This window comes from Marseilla massiliensis, assembly GCF_016899955.1.
GTDB lineage: Bacteria > Bacteroidota > Bacteroidia > Bacteroidales > Bacteroidaceae > Prevotella > Prevotella intestinigallinarum.
In genome coordinates this window covers 18312-40875 of the sequence record NZ_JACJJL010000005.1, presented here as the reverse complement: position 1 = coordinate 40875, position 22564 = coordinate 18312, and the positions used below count along the sequence as shown (strand labels likewise).

Annotated in this window: 8 protein-coding genes and 1 pseudogene; 3 read left to right on the top strand and 6 right to left on the bottom strand. The window is 54.0% G+C overall.

Features of this window, described 5'->3' with window-relative positions; translation table 11 throughout:
* Positions 1-11: 11 nt before the first annotated feature.
* From H6B30_RS04140 to H6B30_RS04115, 6 genes are read right to left on the bottom strand one after another with little or no spacing between them, the layout of a single operon-like run.
* On the bottom strand, positions 12-3119 hold the full coding sequence (locus H6B30_RS04140; protein WP_205108223.1) for a SusC/RagA family TonB-linked outer membrane protein: 3108 nt from the start codon (positions 3117-3119) through the stop codon (positions 12-14).
* A gap of 16 nt (positions 3120-3135) precedes the next feature.
* Positions 3136-4704 carry a fasciclin domain-containing protein gene (locus H6B30_RS04135; RefSeq protein ID WP_205108221.1) on the bottom strand — a complete coding sequence of 523 codons (1569 nt, stop codon included), beginning with the start codon at positions 4702-4704 and terminating at the stop codon, positions 3136-3138.
* Between the two features lie 6 nt (positions 4705-4710).
* On the bottom strand, positions 4711-6537 hold the full coding sequence (locus H6B30_RS04130; RefSeq protein WP_205108219.1) for a fasciclin domain-containing protein: 1827 nt from the start codon (positions 6535-6537) through the stop codon (positions 4711-4713).
* Between the two features lie 31 nt (positions 6538-6568).
* The gene (locus H6B30_RS04125) at positions 6569-8107 is read right to left on the bottom strand and encodes a RagB/SusD family nutrient uptake outer membrane protein (protein WP_205108217.1); all 1539 of its coding nucleotides are present in this window, start codon (positions 8105-8107) and stop codon (positions 6569-6571) included.
* A gap of 12 nt (positions 8108-8119) precedes the next feature.
* Positions 8120-11437 carry a SusC/RagA family TonB-linked outer membrane protein gene (locus tag H6B30_RS04120; protein ID WP_205108215.1) on the bottom strand — a complete coding sequence of 1106 codons (3318 nt, stop codon included), beginning with the start codon at positions 11435-11437 and terminating at the stop codon, positions 8120-8122.
* 4 nt (positions 11438-11441) lie between these two features.
* The gene (locus H6B30_RS04115; protein ID WP_205108213.1) at positions 11442-13991 is read right to left on the bottom strand and encodes a fasciclin domain-containing protein; all 2550 of its coding nucleotides are present in this window, start codon (positions 13989-13991) and stop codon (positions 11442-11444) included.
* 210 nt (positions 13992-14201) lie between these two features.
* On the opposite strand from H6B30_RS04115, the gene H6B30_RS04110 reads away from it, so the two are divergent.
* The 3 genes and pseudogenes from H6B30_RS04110 to H6B30_RS16740 all read left to right on the top strand — a co-directional run bounded on the left by H6B30_RS04110 (position 14202) and on the right by H6B30_RS16740 (position 22247).
* Positions 14202-16532, top strand: coding sequence for a glycoside hydrolase family 95 protein (locus tag H6B30_RS04110; protein ID WP_205108211.1), 2331 nt, complete (start codon positions 14202-14204; stop codon positions 16530-16532).
* Positions 16533-16844: 312 nt separating this feature from the next.
* Entirely contained in the window at positions 16845-19502 is a 2658-nt protein-coding gene (locus H6B30_RS04105; protein WP_205108209.1) for a beta-mannosidase, read from the top strand.
* Positions 19486-22247 (top strand): annotated as a pseudogene (locus H6B30_RS16740) (GH92 family glycosyl hydrolase). The gene H6B30_RS04105 and the pseudogene H6B30_RS16740 overlap by 17 nt, the downstream one beginning before the upstream one ends.
* Positions 22248-22564 lie beyond the last annotated feature (317 nt).

Genomic DNA, 22564 nt, shown 5'->3' with positions numbered 1-22564 from the left:
CGTTTGCTACGTTAAAGGTTAAGTTTTATTCCGAGGTTATACGTGCGGGTCTGTGGCATGAGGCCGGTGTCAATACCCTGGCAAAGAGCTTGCGACCCATAGAAGAACTCGGGATCGGTGCCCAGGTATTTGGTCATTGTGAAGACGTTGGTTACAGATGCCCACACCTGGACGCATTGGATAAACCTTGGCTTTACTGGCAGGCTGTAGCTTAGGCTTACCTGCTTCAGCTTGAGGTATGACGCATCTTCTATCCAACGGTCGCTGAACCTGCTGTTGCCCATAGGGTCGCCATAGGTGGCCCGTGGAATGTCGGTGGCTTGTCCGTCGCCCGTCCATCGGCGAAGCATGGCTTCACTCTGGTTGTTCAGCGAGCTGCCGTTCTCCATCTGCTGTCGCATGGCGTTGAAAGCGTCGTTGCCCAGCGAATATGTGAATATCGCATCTAAAGAAAGGCGTTTCCAATTGACGTTGAAACCAAACGCGCCATATATGTCGGGGTTGGGGTCGCCGATGATGGTCATGTCATGTTCGTCAATGATGCCGTCGACTTTGATGTCGGCAAAATGCATGTCTCCGGCACCGAATCTCAGGTTGCGTCCGGTATTGTCGACAACAGACAAGTTAGCTTTGCTTGCATCTTCCATGTCAGTAAATACGCCTTCAGACTTGTATCCGTAGAACACACCAAGCGGGTTGCCTTCGGCAGTGAGCATGTTAGCGCCCATGACATTTGTTATGAAGTTGCCGTCGGTCAACCGTTCCACCTCATTCTTATAGTGTCCCATGGTCACATTGGCGTTTAGCTGCCAGTCCTTGGTTTCTACGATCCTGCCGCCAACGCATACTTCAAAGCCGCGGTTTCTCATGCTTCCGTCGTTGGTCCAATAGTTTTGCAGGCCATATTCCTCGCGGAGCTGTTTGCGCACGAGCAGGTCTTTGGTGGTGGAGTCGAAGTAGTCGGCGCGTACAGACAGGCGGTTGTTGAGCAGGAGCATGTCGATTCCGACGGTAAACGTGCCAGTGTGCTCCCATTTCAACTTGTCGTTGCCGATGTTGCTAAGTGCCAAGCCTTTGGCCAGTCCGGCATAGCTTATGGCTTCAAAGTAGGTGCGGGTGGCCGCTGAAGGCAGGTCGTCGTTGCCTGTGATTTCATATCCTGCATGTAGCTTCAGGAAATTGATGCCTTTCACCTTGTGCATGAACTTCTCGTTGGTTACCACCCATGCTGCATTGAACGACGGGAATACGCCCCATGCCACACCTCCGATGTTAAGTCCGCTGCCTGATTTGCGGCCAAATCGACTGTTGGTTTCTATGGCTGTCTGTACGCCGGCAAAATAACGGTTCTTCCAGTCGAAGTCGGCTTGTGCGTACCACGCCATGTCACGCCAGTCTTCGTTGACACCATCGATTGTGCGAAGGTTGGCATTGGTTACCGACAGGCTGCGCAAATTGTCGCTGCCTGTGTTGTAGCCTTGCCCGTAATCACTCTCAAACGTGTTGTTGATGAATCTGTAGCCGCCGGTTATCTTGAGGTTTGAAGTATTCGACTTGATGGCATTCCAGTCTGCATGAATGTCTACAGTCAGGGTCGAGTGGCGAGTCATCAGTGAGGCTATGCTGTTGTCTCCTTGGGCATACCAGTCTCCTTGTGCGTTGACAAGCTGTATGGCAGGCAGTCCGAAGTCGGGTGTAAACTTGCTTTCCTTTATTTTGTCCCAAGAGAATCCGACGAGGGCCGACAGCCTTAGGCGGTCGTTGAATGTGTAGGTAGGCGCAAGAGTTGCGGTGAAGCGGTAGTTCTTGTTCTTGCCTTCCGAGTTGTCTGTTACATCCATTGGGTTGCCAATGCCCAGCTCGTCTACGTCAGCCAGTCGGTCGTACATATTGCCTTGCGAGTCGAATTGGTTGGGGCTGTACAGCGGCGACTTGATGTAAGCCATGTATCTGGGCGATGTCTCACTGAGGATGCCGTCATCAAAAATGTTCCTTGTAACTTGGGCAAATGCTATGTCGGCACGCGTCTTCAGTTGTCTCGTCAGGTTTATGTCACTATTGAAGCGCACGTTGAGCCTGTCGAAATTAGTATTGCGCACGTAGCCGTCATTGTGTGAATAGCCGAGCGAGAAAGAGTAGAGGGCAATCTCATCGCCGCCGTGCACGGATATGCTGTAGTTCTGCGTCATGGCCGTCTGTCCAATCTCGTCGTTCCAGTCGGTGTTGTTGTGGTTGGCGTTATAATACGATTTTGTCGGGTCGTCGTCCATGAACTGGAAGTTTCTGTCCTGTCCTGGCATCCCTCCGATTAGGTCGGTGGCAAGTATACGGTAAGCGTTGGCGTTGAGCATGGGCAACGTCTTGCCTTTTTGCTTTATGCCCATCGACAGGTTCACTTCTATTTCGGTAGCCATGTTGTGGCTGCGTTTGGTGTTTATGATGATGACGCCGCTTGCCGCCTTCGCTCCCCAGACGGCGGTTCCGTTCTTTAGTATCTCAATGCTTTCGATGTCGTCGGGTGAGAGCAGCGACAGGGGATTGCTGAAATACCCTTCGCAAAGCGAGCTTATGTTATTGTCCGACTGCCATATCTGCCCGTCGACAATGAAGAGCGGCTGCGACTTCATGTTGATGCTGTGCATGCCCCTCACAAACATTGCCATGCCGCCGGCATCAATTCCACTGTGGCTTATTGCATTCACGTCGCCAAGCAAGTTCATCTGTATGTTCTCGTCTGCTCCCACGGTTGCCGGGCGCATCGATTGGGTCTTGGCTGTTGTAAAAGCGCTAAGTGAGTGCTCATTATATGCCGGGTTGGCTTTGGTTGTAGGCTGCATCTTGATTGACAGGCTGTTGCGCCCCAATATGGGGACAAGCTGCTGGTCGAACCCTGGAGCCTCGATGCGCAAGATTCCATCCAGCTTGCTGACATTGAGCTCGAAATTACCTTCTTCGTCGCTCATGGCCACATTGTCTGTGCTGATGAGTGTGATGCGGCTGCCTGCAAACTTTTCTCCGGTGTTGCTGTTGGTCACCGTGCCTTTTAGGTTTATCTGTGCAATGGTTGCCAAAGGCAGCGACGAGCAAAACAGAGCTAAGGTTATATATCGTATGTTCATTGGTTGTTGGCTTAATTTATTTCTTAACGGGTTCAAATATTATTCTGTCCAGCCTGAATGTACGTGACAGTTCGCCAGAAGAAAACTCGCGTGACGTTACATTGGTGGCAACGGTCAGCTGGGTGGTCACCGGAAGCATGCTCGGGTCGTGGGCCTTGTCCATAAGCCATAGGCGGTCGGTGGTGTTGCTAACGGGGAGCTCCAGCTCTTCGAAAGCGAGCATCTTGACAGGTTTTGAGCCCGAGGTGAGCAGTGTGCGGCTGTTGTTTCGCTTTGATGTTGAGCGGCCGTTGCTGTTCATGTATGCGACGGTGAACGTGATTCGCGTAGAGTCAAGTTCTGCGGTTGGCCCTTCAACAGTTGCTGGCAGGAACACGGCGTATACATTATACTTGCCGGCAAGAGTGTTTGGGATGTCGAATATCACGGTAGGGTTGGTCGACGTGGATATCGGCATCACCTCAATGTACGAGTCGCTGCTAACGCCGCTTACAATGCTGGCGGCAGTTACATTGCGCATATATACTGATGTCAGCGTGTTGTTATATGTACGTCCGTTCTGCTGTTCGGCTTCCACGCTTATCGGTTTGTTCCACGTCTCGCTGTTGTCGTAGTTGAGTGTGGTGGCGGTAAACAGCATTCCGTTTGAAGCCGACAGTTCTTGGGTTCCGGAAATCAAGTCGGCAGGAGAGTGGATTACGCTTCCTGTTGTCGACACAATGGAGTCGGCCCCGGCAATGCTTCCTCTGTACACGAGGTCATTGACGATTGCTAGTTTTGTGCGTATGTCTTGTATTGAGTCGGCCACGTGTGCATTTGTATCATACACCTTGAACGAAGGGGCGATGCGTTCGTAGGCTGCGGCCCAAGCCTCGTTGGTCGGCACGACCATCGAGTACAACGAGTCTTCGCTTTTGATGTGTCCGATGCCGTATGCCTTGTCTTCAAGCAGCCTGTTGTAGCTAACCATCACAGAGTCAAAGACAGGGCGTCCGTTGTCGTCGATATCAATCTCTGTGCTGGCATCAGGGTCGAATCGAACCTCATCAAATGAATGTATGAACTCATAGAGTGTTGACATTTCGCTGCTGGCCTCAATGTGCTCATAGATATTGTTGGCGTATGGTATTTGAGCATTGCTTAGCTTGTGGACGAGGCCGTTGGTAGCCTTGATGTCATGTTGTGCCATGGTGCATCCGCCAAACATATCACTGCTGTTGAAATAATATATCTTGCCATTGAGCATCCTGACGCTTGTCGTCACAGGGGTCGACGATGGGTAAGTCTGCCTTGCTATGTGATTGCTTACCATTCTCCTTATTGAAGCCATGTCGGCATTTGCGTCCGGGCCCATGGCGTCGGCTGGCGGGGCAAACACCGTGAACGATTGGCTAGAGGAAAGCAGGTCGGCATATCCTGATTTACTGATGAGACCGGCAAATGCCTTGGTCGCATCATCTTGTTCAAGCAGTTGCATTACGGTGAGTCCCGAGCCTTGGACAGGACCTTCCTCATAATGGTCGGCCCATTCTGTACATCCCGTAATGGTAACCGAGATTAATATTGTTGAAAATAACTTCTTCATGTTTTATTAGTCTTTGTCTTCTGTATCAATGATGCTTGTGGGAACGTATTCAAGGTAGTCGAAGTGGAACTCGCCGTTTTCCGACTCAATGTTCTTGACACGGAAATAGTGGGGGCCATATTCTTGGAACGTGAATGTACCTACAATGAAGCGCAGGGCGCTGATCTGTTGGCGCAAGGTCTTTTGTCCGTTAGGGCTGTATACCGAGTTCGGGCCTTTCATATATCCACGGTTGCGCATCATCTTGTCGTTTTCAGCCCCGTTGTCTGTTGTCTGGTCGTCGCTGACCCAGCCAATTTGCGGTTGCTCTCCCGTGTAATTGAAACTCACCGGTATGCCAATGATGCCGCCGTCTACGAAGAGCTGTGCTATCCCTCCCCATGAGCGGGCAGAGTATCCGAGGCGAATCTCATAAGTTCCCGGTGGAACAGGCAGCATGCGCACTACCACGTCATACCAACCGCGTACCGATATCTCGTCTGCCTGGTAGTTGCTCCATGTGTCTGAAGCCCACATGATAAACTTGGATGCGTCGTTGAACTTGATGTAGTCTCCGCAATAGTCGGGTGACATGGTGTAACCACCGAAGCCATCAAGATTGGTCAGCTTCCACCTGATGTTGTTGTTGGTCAGTTGCGGTGCAATCGAGTACGCGTCGAACCGGATGCGTTTGTTCAGCACGTCACTTACCATCACATCCTCGTCGTATACAAGCATGTTGGTCAGAGAGTGGATGAAGCCGTTCATCCCGTCTATGTTTGAGGCACTCTCGTTGATGCCCACATATTTTCCGTTGCTCTGTTCGTTGATGTGGTTTCCTGCCTTTATCTCCATCAATCTGTTTTCGAGCATTGTCTCGTAATACTCATATCTTTTGTCCATATAATAAGAAGATGTGCAGGGTCCGCTGTATATGAACGAATTGGTAGACATCTGCCGGTTGAGCATATGGTAAGATATGAATTTGTTGAGAGCGTTGTTGCGGCTTGTCGGATTGTCGGCGTCTTGTGTGCCGTAATACTTCCGAGCATATTTTATCAAGTCGTCGATGCCGTGTATTCCCGATGCCTCCATCACAGAGTTTGGCTCGGCAAACATGGTGTAGCCCAGGCGGCGTTGCTGCAATGGCTTCATGGTGTAGCCGAGGATGTTGACGTACTCAGTAGAGTAGGGGCTTTCATAGCTCATGTCGTAGGTCTCGGTGATAGAGTCGTTAAGGTGGGTCAGGCGCAGAGCTTCGGCGAAGTAGCTGTATTCCGGCATTTCGTTGAGAATGCTTCCTAGAGTCTCTTCGCTGGGAACGAGTACGTGGTCGATGACGTGAATCACCCCGTTGTGCACTTCGATGTCTGGCATGATTATTTCCGACTGTTTGTTCACCATTATCGAGTTGCGTCCTTGGCCGTTGGCTATATATGATATTATCATATATCTGTTGTTCATGTTAGATGTGCCTAACGCTCCTTCTGTGAAGTCTTTCGTCTTGTAGTCAATGGTTGTCGAGCGTATTATGTGGTTGTACACAATCTCTTTCTTCTCTTTGGCTGTCAGTTGTTCCATCGAGGTATTATGTTCCTTGAAGTATGCATCAAATGCCTCGTTTGTAGGTATGAATGCCGTATAGTGTCCGTATGTGGCCAGCAACGACTCTTCGCCGGCGTCTTTCACAACCTGCGTGAATACCGAGAACGAGTCGGGCCTGTTTTCGATGTATGTTGCCACAGTCTCTCCCTTGAATGTATAGTAGCTGTCGCCCGAAAGGTCGTCACTGTCGCAACAGCACAGTATAAACACTGCCAATGGCGCCAGAAGAGAAAATATGAATCTTTTCATTGCTTTTTGCTTTTTCGGTTGGTTTATTAAGTCAATTCCTGTCAATGTCGCCCGTAGTTGCATAGAAAGGGTTTTGCTTAAGAAGTTTGTTAACCTTCAGTTCGTCGCGGTTTACGGGCAGGTATAATGCGTTGAGAGTGTTGAGCCTTGTCATTACGGTTGCCTGGTCTTGGCTTTCATACTTTCTGAGCAGATAAGTCGACACTATGTTGTTAAGGTCGCCGTGGCGCCTTACGCGTCGCAATATGTCAAAGTATCGCTTGCCTTCGAACAGGAACTCGCGTTGGCGTTCGTCGAACACCAGGTTGCGCATCAACTCCTGGGAGTTATAGTTCTGCAACTTCAGCGAGCCAGTGCCGCGTGACGGATTGGCTCTGTCGTATGTGTTGCTTACCAGTCGTATTGCTTTCTCGAGGTCACCACCTGCATTACGCTCCACCAGTGCTTCGGCTTCCATCAGATAAACGTCAGCCAGGCGGTAGATAATCCAGTCCTGAGTGTTTTGGTTTACTATGTAGTCTGAGGCGCTCACTTGGTTGCCGCTGCTCTCCAGTCGGTAGGTAACATACTTGCGGATAGGTATGAAAGCCGCCGACGAGCTGCCGTAGAAGGCGTCGTACTGCCTGATGTCGCTTCCGTCGAATAGCTGGTATTCGCCGAAGTCGAGCGATGACAGGTGGTTGACGCTCGAGCGCCCTCCTGTTGTTCCGTACATCTCATTGACAACATAGTTTGGCGTGTATGTGTCGAACTGCAGTTCAAAAATGCTTTCGCTCGAATTGCCTGCCCCGAAAACCTGCTGGTTGTAGCGTGTTGACGGTTCAAGTTGCAGAGGGTTTGATTGCGTTTGCTGTATCCGTTCGCACATCCCGATGCACTTGTCGTACTCATTACGCCATAAATACATGTCGGCCATTAGCGCCCACATAGCCTTTTGGGTTATTCTCCCCTTTGTGTCGCCCGTGTTAGAATACACAGCCTTGGCGTAATTGTCGCTTATGCTTTCCAGTTCGCCGAGCAGTTCGTCGATAATGTCGTCACCGTCGGTTTGTGCCAGCTGGAACGGACGTGTATCGTCTTTGTATGACAGAGTGGTGAATGGCACATCCTTGAACGTCCGCACCAGGTAGAAGTAGCATAGGGCGCGCAGCGTGATGGCCTCGGCCTGATACGCCCTCAGTTCACCGGCTTTGAAGTTAGGGTCGCTTTGTTGCACGGCAGGAGCTTTTTCCAGCACTGTGTTGCAATAGTTGATAACCCTATACACTGGTTCCCATTTTGTATATCCATTGCTTGCATCGACATTGGCCGTCAGAATGTAGTAAATGTCGTTGCTGACATTAAGGCCGGTCAGCACGTTGTCAGAGCGCACTTCGCCCCAAACTATAAGCCGTTCCATCATGTCGGGTTCGAGAAAAGCGCGATAGCAGGCCGCCACAGCACTTTCCACGTCGCTTTTCGATTGCCAGAAGTCGTTGCTTACCAGTTCGGTCTGTGGCTTGATGTCAAACCATTCTTCGCACGAGCTGAGGCCGCAGGCGATGCACAATGCGCATATTATCTTTTTCATGTTTTGTCTTCTTTATAGTCCGATAGTTATACCAAAGGTGAAATACTTCGAGCGTGGCGTTTTCGACCAGTCGGCGCAGATGCCCTTGTCGTCATAGCCTACCTCGGGGTCGACGCCCGAATACTTTGTCCATGTTAGGATATTGTTCAGCGTGAAGTAGAGCGAGGCAGTGTTCAGGCCTATCTTCTTTATTGTCTTCGGGTCGAACTGGTAGTTCAGTGTCAGCTGTTTCCATCGCAGGAATGAGCCGTCTTCAACGAACCTGTCGCTCCCCATCCAGTTGCGCCCGTCTTGGTATAGGGCCCTTGGCATGTTGGTTATGTCACCGTCTTTGCGCCAGCGCCAGTTCACCGATACGCATTGGTTGTCATTGGTGTACATGTTCTCGGCATTCATACGTGCGTAATTGATTACCTTGTTGCCATAACGGAAGTTGAAGAAGCACGTCAATGACAGGCGTCGGTTGTACCTGATGGTGAATCCGAAGCCGCCGTTTAGTTTCGGGTTGCAGTTGCCAAGGTAGACAACGTCAAGTTCGTCGATGGTGCCGTCTTTGTTTACATCTTCATATATGGCGTCGCCACCTCGGAACCTCCGTGAGTTGGTGGTGCCGTATGCAAAGTACATCGGCACAGGTTCGCCATAGCTGTCAAACACCACGTTGCCGTTTTTGTCGCGCACCACAGGGGCGTTGGGGCCACTCACTCCCGGCACTTCTTTCTCGCTGTACTTGTCGTACTGGTAGACACCCAGCGACCGTAGCCCGTAGATAGACCCGAACGAGTTGTTGGTCTGCACTCGGGTCAGGTAGTTGCCGTTGTTATAGTCGAACTCTCCGTTGTATGAGTCGAGAACATTTTCGTCGAGCGCCCTGATTGTGTTCTTGTTGTTTGAGAGGTTCGCGTTCAGGTCGATAGTGAACTTGCCTATGTTTATCAGGTTGTTCGTGTTCACGTTAAGTTCCCAGCCGTCGTTGTCCATGGTGCCGGCGTTGATATAGCTTAGCGATCCGAAGCCTGTCGACGAAGGTATGCGCTGGTCTTTGAATAGCATGTCTTCAGTTCGGCGGTGGTATACGTTGAGGTCGAGGTAGAAACGGTCGTCTAACAGTCCGAGGTTTAATCCCAGGTTAACGCTTGTCGAGCGTTCCCACTTTAGGTTGGTCAGTTCTATTGAGCTTGGCTTGATGGTCGGCGTACCGTTGTAGTTGTTGCCACCCGTGCTCCACGACCCGTTGTATCGGGCGAAGTACAGGTATTCCCTGTCGGGCATGTTGCCTGTGATGCCCCATCCGGCCCTGAGCGAAAGCTCCGACAGCCACTTTTGGAATGACGACATAAACTTCTCGTCGCTTACTATCCATTTGCCCGATACGGACGGGAATGAGCCCCAGCGGTTGCCCGGGCCGAAGCGTGTCGAGCCGTCCCATCTTATGGTTGCATCGAGTATATACCTGCCTTTGTAGGCGTAGTGCAAGCGTCCCAGCACAGCCATCGAGCGCCATTGTCCGAGTTCGGAGTTGAGGTTGTTGATGTTTCCCCCGGCCGTTGCGTCCGTTATGCTTTCAGACGGCGAGCCATAGGTTGTGAACTGCTGGTTCTGAGAGTTGCCGCTTGTCATCTGCCATGAGCCGTATAGCATCAGCGAGTGGTCGGCCCCAAGGTCGGGCATCCATGTTATGTTTTGGTCTGTCATTATGGTCAGGCCTTCGTTTTCTTGCTCTTCGCTGCGGTTTATCCATTCGTTAAGCCATGTCTTCGGCACTATTTCCTTTGGCAGGAAACGTTTTATCTTGTAGTTCTCAATGTCGAAAGTAACATATCCGTTATACCTCAGTCGCTGGTTGTCGGTGGGTTCGATGAAGTCATATTGTATGCGCAGCGTGGGTATGACGCGCATGTTTTTCTGTACGTTCCTGGCCAGGTGGGCCACAGCAACGGGGTTTAGCAGGTCTTGCTGTGACGAGGCGAGGTTCGATGTTGGCAGTATGTTGTAATACACGTCAGTATCGTTGCCGTTGGCGTCTTGCCTGTAGATGCCCACGTTGGGCAGCTTTCTGTAAGCCACGTCGAGCAGTCCCATCGTCTTGTAGCTGTCGTAAGGGTCTTGTTGTTCGTAGTTTCGGTTGTTGTTGGTGTATGTCATCGAGAAGTCCGAGGTGAACTTAAGCCTGTCGCTCACCTGGTATTCCAAGTTCATGCGTGTCGACAGCCGGTCGAGCTTCTGCTCTATCACCGTTCCGGTCTGGCTGTAGTATCCTATCGACGCGCGGAACTTGGCTTTCTCGCCTCCTCCGCTAAAGGCGAGCGTGTGGTCGTGTGTCCACCCGAACTGCGACACCTCCTTCACCCAGTCGGTGTTGTTGTTGTATTGCTCGTATTCAGAGAAGTTTTGGTCGTAGTTAAACTCCGGTATGTTGCTTTCGTTTTCGTCCTGGTTGCGGTTGAAGTAAGCCTGCTTCATGAGCATTGTGTAGTCGTCGCCGTTGAGCATTTCCATGCCTTTGGGTTGCCACGAGCCCGACAGACGGTACGAATAAGTCACACGCGTAGGGCCGGTGACGCCTTTCTTCGTCTTTATCGATATGATGCCGTTTGCGCCGCGTGCTCCCCATATTGCGCACGCAGCTCCGTCTTTCAGCACCGTTATTTCCTCAATGTCGTCGGGCGATATGCTCAGCAGGGTGGCAAAGTCATCGTTAGACGCAGTGTTGTAGTCGAACGATGCGTCAACCTGGCTGTCGAACGGAATGTCGTTGAGAAGGATTAGCGGTTCGGAGTTAGAGTTTATCGACGTTGTTCCTCTCACCCTCAACGAGCTGCCGCTGCCAAGGTCGCCGGAGTTGCCCACAATGTCGAGGCCCGCTATTCGGCCCTGCAGGGCTTCGTCAACCGATGCCACAGACATGCCTTCAAACGTCTTCATCGAAATAGTTTGCTGTGCTCCCGAAATCTCTCTCACCGGTATGCTGAACCCGCCTTCGCTGGTGCGTTTCCTGCCTTTCACCTGCACCTCGGCAATGGTCTGGCTGTCGTCGTTGAGTTTTATGTCGAAGCGCCGGCGCGCCTTTATGGGCAGTGTCTGCGGCTTGCAGCCCACGTATGTCACCTTCAGTGAGTTGTCGGGGTTCTTCAGTTGCAGCGAGAAGTTGCCGTTGATGTCGGTGACTGCCGACGACACAATGCGGCCTCCCTTGTCTTGCTCCACCACGGTGGCTCCTATGCACTCGCCGTCGGTGGTAGTCACTTTTCCTGTTATCATCACTCCCTGCGCCTGTGCGGCCAAGGCCGTGACAGCCAGTAACATGATTGTCAATATTTTCTTTTTCATATTATTATTCTGGTATTAATGCTCGGTCTACCAAGTGAATGACTGATTGCGACGAGGAAACCAGCTGCGTGGCTGTTCGGTAGTCGTTGCTGTTAACGATGATGTCGCGGCTTTGCAGGTTGTACAGCCCGGCTGTCTTCACCACATGGGCCACGTTGCCCTTGCTGTCGGTGATGCTCAGGTTCTGCCCGTTGCTGCTGATGTCTATTTTCTGGAATCGTCCGCTGTTTGAGCGTGCCGCCGTTTCAAACGTGCGCGTGCCAAAGGGCTGCGAGTCGACGTAGGTAGAGTTGTCCACGAAATGGTATTTCAGGAAGCGTATGAGCCTCAGGGCCCATTGGTGCTGTGTCTTTGTGTCGGTCTGTTCGGCTATCTCGTTCCAGGTGTGCAGTGTAGGGTCTTTGGCAAACGCCTCGTCGACGGCCTCGTTGGTAGGCACGAACACTGTATATTGGAAGTTTCCGAACGAGCTGACCACATTGCCGAGTCCTGACGACGACGTGGTGTTGAGCGAGAAAATGCTTTTAATCTCAGGGTCGTCCTCGAATATGCGGAAAATCATGTCGTTGCCGTTGAGCAGTTCGAAGAACTTGGAAAACTCCTTGTGTGCCTGCATGTTGGCGTATACAGAGTTTACAGGGTCGTGAATCATGCGGTCTATGACATAGCAGCGGCCGTTGTCGGCGTCATAGCGGCTTACCTGCCTTGCGGCAGGCATGCCCTGCTCGATGTCGCCGCCGCCGCTCACGGTCATGTTGGCACCCGTGCCGCTGACGCGTATCGTGCTCCCGCCCTTCGACTGGTAGAAGTGGTGCGAGCCGTCGTCAACAAAGCCGCTCATTGTGCCGTCTTCGGCTTTCTCGCCAACTATGATGTGGCAGTCGCAGATGTCGTAGAGCCTGTTGCGCAGTATGGCGGCATCTTCAATCGTGCGCTTGTATTCTCCCTTAGAGCCGTCGTCGTTCACCGAGTATACATCGGCCGTCACGGGTTGGTCTTTGGTGTCGTCGTAGCGGAAAGCCCATATCTCCCTCTGGCTGCGCCCCTTGGCCCAGCTCAGCGGGTCGCGGTAGTTTTCAAGTGCCTTGTCGGTTGGCACGAGCAGGTTGTACATGTTCTCCATAGAGCGCAGGTACAGATAGAACTTCATGTCGCGGTCTTGCAGTGCCCAGTTCATTATCTTCGTCTTCGCGTTGGTCATCACCGATGCGTATACGCTTTGGTAGTCGATGGGCGGGTAAACCTTGTTGGTAACATATACAATGCCGTTGCCGCAGACATAAGATTTAAGGATGTCTCCTTTGTCGACGTGCATTGCAAACGACGATTCGTCGTTCATGCTGCCCCACATAGACGGCAATGACGACATGAACGACTTCTTCTGGTGGTTTTTCACAAACATGGCCAGCAGCTGGGTGGGCACGTTGTCCCATGTGCCGTAGGCATCTTTAAGGTAAGAGCCTTTGCCGCCGTTGATGTATTCGTCCATTGCACGGTCGGTGGGAACGAACATGACACCCATGTCTTGCATCGACGAGTAACTGTTGTCGGCCGGGTCATAGTACAACAGCCCGTAGCTTGTCATGTCGTTGTCGGCCGGGTCGAGGGGAGAAGACTCCGTGAAGTACCTCTTCACGAATATGGAGTCGGTTATCAGCGGGTGGCTTGCGTCGCTGCCGTCATACAGTTGGTGTACGGCATCTGTCTGCCTGCTGCTGTAGAACGGGGCCGAGAACCGCTCCATTAGCCGTGCAAACTCGTCGGTCTGCCCGTTGTGGTTGATGACATAGCTCATCGGTGAGTTGGGCGTGAGTACGTCGGAAACCACGTGCACGTAGCCATTCTTGCATGTGATGTCTTTTTGTTCCACGCGCGAACCATTGATATATACGTCTTGGTTGCTATACCGGCTGCCCAGTATGAGCGTCATGTCTTCGTCGGGTATTTTGTTGGCGGCTGTGTGTTGCGGTGTGAAGTGCACCATGTAAGTGTCGCCGTTGTCGGCCAGCATCACCCCCTTCTTGCTGTACTTCGTCCAGAATGGCGCTTCGAGCTGCCTTGCGTCGGTGCACCTCTGTATGCTGTCAAGGTAAGAGTACTGTGTGGCCCTGCGCACGGCTGTGCCCTCGCCGCTTTGGTTTTCGGCGTCGCTGGTGTTGGCCAGCATGTATGCCAGATAGGCCATGTTTATCGTGCTGGCGTTGAGCAGGCTTCGCTTCTGTGCCGGCGTGAGTTGTTCGTAGGACGTCACTCCGTAGGGGTTGCCTCCGTCGAAGAAACGTTGCCAGGCATCGTCGCGGGCCGGGAATACCGTCTTTGAGCCGGTAAGCTTCAGCACCTGTTGGTAGTTCAGGTCGTCGACCAGTCTCAGGTAGGTTTTGAAATTGCCCTCTTGCTGCAGATAGTCATAGATGCTTGCTCCGAGGAAGTCGGGTTCTTTGTCCTCGTATTCGTAATTGTCAGAGCACGAGGCAAGCCCTAGTCCCGCGGCGATTAGCATTCCGGCCACTGTGGCCGACCATCGGAAAGGGCGAGAATATTGATATCTTTTCATATAAAAAAGGTTAGTTATCTAAAACTTTCGACAAAAGTAATACATATTATGTATAGGCGTGATAATGATTCGCGCCAGAAAATATAATGAATGTTGCAAGAGAGCTACGAATGAAACAATCTTTCCATTTTATGGCCGTGCACGATACGCCAAACAATATATAACAAAGTAATTTTGCGGCAGTAGTAAAACAAAACCAATTGATTATTTATGAAAGTAAAGCAAGTTATCACGATTGTTCTTTCCGCCATGCTCGGCATCGAGGTCATGGCTGCCGACTCGAAGCCGGCCCTGGTCTACTCGCGGCCATCGGCGAAGTGGATGGGGGCGCTGCCGTTGGGCAACGGCAGGTTGGGGGCAATGGTTTACGGAGGCACAGATGTCGAGACCATAGCCCTCAACGAGGTTACCATGTGGTCGGGCCAGCCCGACCCTGAGGCCAACAACCTGTGTGGCCCCGACAGGTTGCGCGAGATGCGCGAGGCTTTTCTTAGCGGCGACTACAAGCGCGGCAACGACCTCGGGTGGCAGTACCTGTGTGGCCACGGCAAGTCGTTTGGTACTAACCTGCCTTTCGGCGACCTGCTCATAGGGACCGTCGGCGGCGATGTTAGTGGCTACCGGCGTGAACTGGCCCTCGACGAGGCCGTGGCTCGAGTTGGCTTTGTCTGCGGAGGCACGCGCTTCAGCCGAGAGTATTTCGCGTCGAACCCGGCACAGGCCCTTGTGGTCAGGTATACGGCCGACAAGGCTCACGCCCTAAGCGCCACGGTGTCGATGCGCATGTTGCGCCATTCCGAGGTGACTGCCCGCGCCAACCAGATAGACATTACCGGCGACGCGCGCTTCGACAAGAACGGCGAGGGCGGGGTGAGATTCAGGGGCATTGTCAGGGTGATGGCCGACGGTGGCAGTGTGCGTGCCGTGGGCGACAGGCTGGTGGTGGACAGGGCCGACGCCATGACCATCATCGTCGACATCCGCACCGATTTCCAGAACCTTAACTACCGCAGCCAGTGCCTCAATACGGTAGAGACGGCGGCGTCAAGGCCATACGATGAGCTGAAAAGGGAGCATGTGGCCGACTTCAAGGCCATATTCGACCGCATGGACATAGACCTCGGCCGGCCAACGACAGATGCCAATACTACCGACGAGATGTTTGCCGAGGCACACAAGGGACTGTCGAACCCGGCGTTCGACGCCCTTTTCTTCAAATACGGGAGGTACATGCAGATATCGTCGTCGCGCGAAAACTCGCCGCTGCCGTCAAACCTTCAGGGGATATGGAATGACAACCTGGCGTGCAACATGCCGTGGACATGCGACTACCATCTTGACATAAACATACAGCAAAACTACTGGAGCGCCAATATTGCCAACATGGCCGAGACAAATGCCCCGCTCTTTACCTACATCGGACTGCTGGCCAAGTATGGCAGCGTGACGGCGCGCAAGATGTACGGTTGCGGCGGATGGGTGGCACACACCATCAACAACGTGTGGGGCGACACGGCACCGGGCAGCGCATGCAGCTGGGCTATGAACGTGACGGCCGGCGCATGGATGGCCACGCACCTGTGGACTCACTATGAATACACCCTCGACAAGGACTACCTGCGTGAGGTTGGCTACCCGTTGCTCAAGGAGACGGCTCAGTTTTTTGTAGACTACATGGTGGAAGACCCGAAGACGGGCTACCTGCTCAGCGGCCCGAGCATATCGCCCGAGAACGGGTTCAGGGGGGCCGACGGCAGGGGATACTCGCTGTCGATGATGCCCACGATAGACCGTGCCGTGATATACGACATTTACAATGCGTGCATACAGTCGGCCAAGATTCTCGGCATCGACGACGACTTCAGCCGACGCTTGCAGCGCGACATCAAGAAACTGCCACCGTTGCGGTTGCTCGACAACGGGGAACTGGCCGAATGGTATCTCGACGTCGTGCGCGACGACCCTTCGCATCGCCATGCCTCACACCTGCTGGCACTCTATCCCTTCGGGCAGATTTCGCCATTCAAGACGCCTGGGCTGGCCGAGGGATGCAGGCTGTTCCTGGAAAACCAGACTTCTCATGCCAACTGGGAAGACACCGAGTGGACACGTGGCAACAACATCAACTTCTACGCACGCCTGCTCGATGGCGAAAAGGCCTACGAGAGCCTCAAGGGACTATACACAGGCTTCATGCGCGAGAACCTGATGACCGTGTCGCCGGCAGGCATTGCCGGGGCCGAGAGCGACATCTTCTCGTTCGACGCCACCGAAGCCGCAGTGGCAGGGGTATGCGAGATGCTGCTGCAGAGCTACGACGGCATGCTCAACTTCCTGCCCGCCCTGCCTAAGGCATGGAAGAACGGAAGCATAAAGGGCGTGTGCGCACGCGGCGGCATTGAGGCCGACTTTGCATGGAAGAACCGAAAGGTGGTGTCGGCCACGCTGCGTTCGCGCGTAGACCAGACGGTGAGCGTCAGGGTGAACGGCAAGGAGAAGACGGTAGAGCTTAAGGCCGGCGTGCCTTTTACACTGCTCTGAGCCATGCCTCATTGCTGGGATGAATGTCACAATCAGCCCGACAGACATTTGTTCCTGGCCGCAGTGCGCATGGCCTTTTGTCGTTGCCGGCGTCGGGCGCCATCGGTCAAGCCACTGTGCCTTGACATAGTCATCTTCTCATTTGGCCTCAATGAGTTTGCAAAACGGCGCGTTTCACCACTTGGAACGGGTCGTTTTGCAAACTAAAACAACCTGTTTCGCAACGTGTTGAAGCTCAACCTGTTGCGAATCCGAAAGGAAAGCGTTTCCAAAAACGGAATTATTGACACTAACAAATAACTGAAAACCAAAATGAAACTACATTTTATGGCCTTCTTGGCCTTGTTCGCCCTTGCCGCATCGGCCGCGGCATCAGTATGCCAGCGCACGCTTCACGACGGCTGGCGCTTCCGACAGGGCAGTTCGGAGATATGGCATCCGGCCCGTGTCCCGGGCAACACCCATCTCGACCTCATGCGTGAACGCATTATAGACGACCCGTTTTTCAGGCTCAACGAGCGCGCGGTGCAGTGGGTCGACAAGGAAGACTGGATGTATGAGACGCGATTTACGCCCACCGTGAGCGAACTGTCGGCAACCAACCAGGTGATTGTGTTCAAGGGGCTCGACACCTATGCCGATGTTTACCTCAACCATCAGCGCATCTGCGAGGCCGACAACATGCACCGCGAGTGGCGTTGCAACGTGAAAGGCATACTCAAGGAGGGCGAAAACCTGCTCGAGGTGTACTTCAAAAGCCCCATCAGGCGGAACATACCTAAGTTCGACGCGCTGCCATACCGTCACAACACCGGGCCCGACCACTCGCAGATAGGCGGCATTTTCGACAAGACCATTTCGCCATTTGCCCGTACTGCCGGTTTTGAATATGGCTGGGACTGGGGGCCGCGCCTTGTCACCTTCGGCATTTGGCGGCCTGTTGTGCTCGAGACTTGGAGCGATGCGCGCATTGCCGACGTGTGGTACATACAGAAAGATGTTACCAAGGCCCGCGCAAAGCTGCGCACTGTGGTTGAGGTTGAGGCCGACCGCCCCGTCGAAAGGGCCAAAGTGGCCATCTGCGCCGACGGCAGGCGGGTGGCCGGCCGTACGGTATCGCTGTCGAAAGGCATCAACAAGATTGCTCTCGACTATACTGTCAACCGCCCGCGCCTGTGGTGGACCAACGGGCTCGGGGAGCCATACCTCACAAAAATGGTGGCAATGCTCGACGCGGGATGCCGAGACACCGTGGCCACAAGGCTTGGAATACGCTCGCTGAAGCTGCACAACGACAAAGACGAGCACGGCCACAACCTGTATTTCGAGCTCAACGGCGAGCCGCTATATGCCAAGGGCTCAAACATGGTGCCCAACGACAACTTCCTGTCGAGGCTCAATGACAGCATCTACCGGCGGGTGGTGAAAGACGCCGCCGACGTAAACATGAACATGATACGCGTCTGGGGAGGCGGGATTTACGAAGACGACGCCTTCTACAACTACTGCGACGAGATGGGCATACTGGTTTGGCAGGACTTTATGTTTGCCTGCCAGACATACGAGGTCGACTCAGCCTTCCTTGCAACCATAAGGCAAGAGGCCATCGACAACGTGAGGCGGCTGCGCAACCATGCCTGCATAGCCGTCTACGCGGGCAACAACGAGGAGCAGGATGTGTGGTTTGGATGGGGAGGCAAGAAGCGCTACTTCGACGAGATGGGCCAGGGCGAACGAGTGTGGAAGATGCAGCGCAGCATATTCTACGAGGTTCTGCCCGAGGTGGTGAGCCTATACGGGGGCGGAACGGCCTACAGGCCGTCGTCGCCATGGGCGTTTGAGGATACACCATCCGACGGAGTGAACGGCGACGACCACTATTGGGGCGTGTGGCATGGCGGAGACCCCATCGAGGCATACTTCGACCACCATGTCAGGTTTCAGTCGGAATACGGCTTCCAGTCGTTCCCCGAATATGAGTCGGTGCTGAAGTTCAATCCCGACCCGCGCGACCACGACATCTATTCGGAGGTGATGATGGCCCACCAGAAGGCCGGCACGTATGCCAACCACCGCATTGAGGAGTACATGAGGCGCGACTATAGGGTGCCCGACGACTTCAAGGCGTTTCTTTATGTGAGCCAGGTGCTGCAGGCCGACGCCGTGAAGATGGGCATGGAGGCTTTCCGCCGCGACCGGCCATACTGCATGGGAGGGCTCGTATGGCAGCTCAACGACTGCTGGCCGGTGGCCTCGTGGAGCAGCCGCGACTATTACGGGCGGTGGAAAGCGTTGCATTATGTCACCAAAAAGGCTTACGACGACATACTGGTGTCGCCGCGTGTCAAGGCCGACGACGCCAAGGCGCACGGCAACAGGCAGGTGGCTGCACTGCCCGGACAGGAAGACACCGGCGTGAAGTCTTCGTCCGACGTGGCCATTGGGCGCAAGGTGCTTGAGGTGAAACTCGTCAACGACCGCCGTTCGGCCGCCAACGGCATCCTTAGGGTGCAGGCCATGACCATCGACGGTGACGTGGTGTGGGAGAAGACCGAGAAAGTGAGCCTTCCCAAAAACTGCGCCGTCGATGCCGGAACTGTCCGCGTGGCCGACATGTTGGGTGGCGAGAACCCGGCGAATGTGTTCTTTTACATAACATTCAAGACCGGGGGAAAGACGTATTACAACATTGCTTACCCGTTGAGGCAGAAATACATGGCTTACAGGAAGCCGAAGATAGAAACCGGTATAGTGGCCTCTGCCGACGGCTACGACGTAACGCTGCGCTCAGACATATTCGCCAGGGCGGTGTTCATGAAGATAAAGGGCATCGACAACTTCTTCTCTGACAACTATTTCGACTTGCTGCCAGGGCAGAAGCGCACTGTTCACGTCACGACTTCCAAAGACTTGGCCACTTTCAGCCATGAATTGGAGATAACAACATTGGGTGATGGCTATGAAGACTGAACGCTTTTCAAATGTGGCGGCCATGGCATTGCTCTGTATTGTGCCGCGTGTGGGGCGTGTGGCACGGCTTGTATGTTTGTTGGGTTTGGCGTGGCTTGCTGTTGCCGGCGGCCGTGCCACGACCTATAACATAGGTGTTTGGGCCCATGCCACGGCTTCGTCGGAGAAGGAACCGGCGTCAAACGCCGTCGACGGACGCATACGTGTCAATGGCAGCGGGGCTTGGGTGTCGGCCAGCACCGTCACTTTCTGGGGCGTCATCGACTATCCTTGGATTCAACTCGACTGGGATGAGAGCGTGGTAGTAAGCAAGGTGTTGCTTTACGACATACCCGGCGAGCAGTCGCACACTGCCGGAGGCGAGCTGGTGTTCGACGATGGAAGCCGTGTCCTGGTGCGTGCCATACCAGACAATGGCGCTCCCTGTGTGGTAGAGTTTCCGGCGAAACGCACCAGGAGCCTTCGTTTCGAGGTCACCGACGGCAACGGCAGCAACCTCGGGCTGTCTGAGATTGAAGTCTATGGCCCGCCTTCGGATTGCTTGACGGCCGTCGACCCGTACATAGAGACCACACGCGGGCGTTACTTTTTCTTCGCCACGGGCTCTCAGCCGTTCGGCATGATATCTGCAGCACCGCTCACCCGCAACAAGAACCAGGGCGGCGGAGGCTACAATTACAATGACAATGTGGTGCTGGGTTTCCCGCAAGTGCATGCTTGGATGCTCTCCGGCCGATGTCTCATGCCTACAACAGGGAGCGTAGACGCCGGTGCCGGCGAGTCGGCATGGAAGTCGGCTTTCAGCCACGACGGTGAGATTGTGCAACCGGCTTACCACAGGCAGTTTCTCGACAGGTACAACGTGTGGGTAGAGCAGACCAACACCGACCGTGCTTCTCTTTACCGCATGACATTCACCGAGGCCGATGATGCGGCCATTCTGCTCAACCTGGGAGGCTATGTCGGCACGTCGACCATGGTCAATGCGCATGTGACAAAGGTTGAGGGCAGTCGCATAGCGGGCTATTTCGACACTACCGGCAGGCTCTGGGGCGGCCCCGACGTTGTCAGGATGTTTTTTGCTGCAGAGTTCAGCCGTCCGTTCGATGCTCTGAGGCCGTTCGGGGCAATGGCCGACAGCCTCGTGGCCGACACCAAGGCCACGCCCCGCAACGAAGGCATGAGCTACAGCGATGCGCCCGTTGCCGGTGTCTCGGCGTGCTATAAGGTGGAGGCCGGCGAGCAGTTGATGCTAAAGATGGCCGTCAGCTATACCGGCCTGGACAACGCCGAACGCAACCTCGGCGAGATTGAAGGCTTTTACTTCGACGCCACCCGTGCCGCCTCACAACGCGAATGGAACGACATGCTGGGGCGTATCGACGTCAGCGGTGGCACGGAGGCAGACCGCGTGAAGTTTTATACCGACCTGTGGCACACGCTGTTGGGGCGCCACAAGCTCGACGACAGGAGCGGCGACTACCCTGACTACACGCGTGGCGGACGGCCGGATGGCAAGCACGTCAGGGGTGCACGCCTCGTTGTGCGCCACCTTGACGGCCCTTTCCACATGTACAACAGCGATGCCCTGTGGTTGTCGCAGTGGAACCTTAACATCATGTGGGGGCTTGCATATCCAGATGTGCTTGATGATTTCGCCGCATCGTTCCTGCAATACTCGCTCAACGGGGGGCTTTTGGCGCGCGGGCCGTGTGCGGGGGCTATTCGTTTATCATGAGCGGATGCCCAGCCACGTCGCTTATAACCAGCGCATACCAGCGTGGCATCTGCCGGAAGTTCTCTCCCGATGTTGCCTTGCGCGAGATAGTGCGCAACCACGAGCCCGGAGGTATGCTCGCATACGGCCAGGACGACGACCTGCGCTTCTACGAACAGCACGGCTATGTGCCCAATGCGGCAGGGCTGACCATACAGTGGTCGTTTGAAGATTGGGCGCTGGCAGAGATGGCGTCGAGGCTGCAACGCCGTGACATCGCGCAGCGGTATTACCGTCGTTCGGCCGGATGGAAGGCCTCGTTCAACAGGCAGCTGGGGCTTGTGTTGCCGCGAACTCGTGAAGGAGGGTGGCTGCACACAGACCCGATGGACAGTTGGGGCTACGAGGAAGCCAACGCGTGGCAGGCTACGTTCGGCCTTTCGCACGACATAAAGGGACTTGCCGAACTGATGGGAGGCAACGACTCGCTGTGCAGCCGCCTCGACTTTGCGTTCCGGCAGTCGGCTAAGGATGACTTCGTTTCAGGCTATGGCAATGGCTATGTCAACTATTCCAACCAGCCGGGGCTTAGCAACGCACATGTATTCGCCCATGCCGGGCGGCCCGACCTGACCCAGTATTGGGTGAGAAGGGTGCGTCGCCAGACCTACGGAGGGGTGACTCCCGACAAAGGTTACGGCGGCAACGATGAGGACCAGGGCCAGATATCCAGTTTGTCGGCGCTTATGTCGATAGGTCTGTTTGCCATCGACGGCGGGTCGGGATGCAATTCCTACTATGATGTCACTGCCCCTATATTCGACAAGGTTACCATCAAGCTGCACCCGGATTATTGCAGTGGTCGTGAGTTCCGCATTGTCACGCATAACAATGGCGCCGACAATTGTTACATAAGGCGCATCAGTCTCAATGGAGTGGGGCGGCAGCGGCCGGCCATAACGCATGCCGAGTTTGTTAGCGGAGGGCAGCTTGACATCTGGCTTGACAGCAAACCACGAGTCCGCTGATGTGGTTTCATGTTGTGGCAAGGCAATGGAAACTGTTTCTGCAGGTGGTTTTCCATTTGCAGAAACGGTTTCTTGTTTGTGCTGTTGGCCACCCGGTGCCGAGGCGTGGCATTGGTAGCTCCTGCACAGATGGCGTACGTCGGGCTCACGGCGTTGCCTCGATGGATTGCAAATGTAATGAAAAGTTTCATTGGGATGCACCTGCCTGGAGTTGTAAAACATAGATAGATGCAAGTGATTGAAGTTGTCTGTTGGGGTTCGGATTATCAAAATAATGTCTTGAACGGTTTGTTTTAATGCTAATTGCTGTTGGCATG

What these genes read in the sequence shown, in the direction of transcription:
- H6B30_RS04140 (WP_205108223.1), bottom strand. Translation starts at nt 3,119, where the DNA reads ATGAACATACGATATATAACCTTAGCTCTGTTTTGCTCGTCGCTGCCT.
- H6B30_RS04135 (WP_205108221.1), bottom strand. Translation starts at nt 4,704, where the DNA reads ATGAAGAAGTTATTTTCAACAATATTAATCTCGGTTACCATTACGGGA.
- H6B30_RS04130 (WP_205108219.1), bottom strand. Translation starts at nt 6,537, where the DNA reads ATGAAAAGATTCATATTTTCTCTTCTGGCGCCATTGGCAGTGTTTATA.
- H6B30_RS04125 (WP_205108217.1), bottom strand. Translation starts at nt 8,107, where the DNA reads ATGAAAAAGATAATATGCGCATTGTGCATCGCCTGCGGCCTCAGCTCG.
- H6B30_RS04120 (WP_205108215.1), bottom strand. Translation starts at nt 11,437, where the DNA reads ATGAAAAAGAAAATATTGACAATCATGTTACTGGCTGTCACGGCCTTG.
- H6B30_RS04115 (WP_205108213.1), bottom strand. Translation starts at nt 13,991, where the DNA reads ATGAAAAGATATCAATATTCTCGCCCTTTCCGATGGTCGGCCACAGTG.
- H6B30_RS04110 (WP_205108211.1), top strand. Translation starts at nt 14,202, where the DNA reads ATGAAAGTAAAGCAAGTTATCACGATTGTTCTTTCCGCCATGCTCGGC.
- H6B30_RS04105 (WP_205108209.1), top strand. Translation starts at nt 16,845, where the DNA reads ATGAAACTACATTTTATGGCCTTCTTGGCCTTGTTCGCCCTTGCCGCA.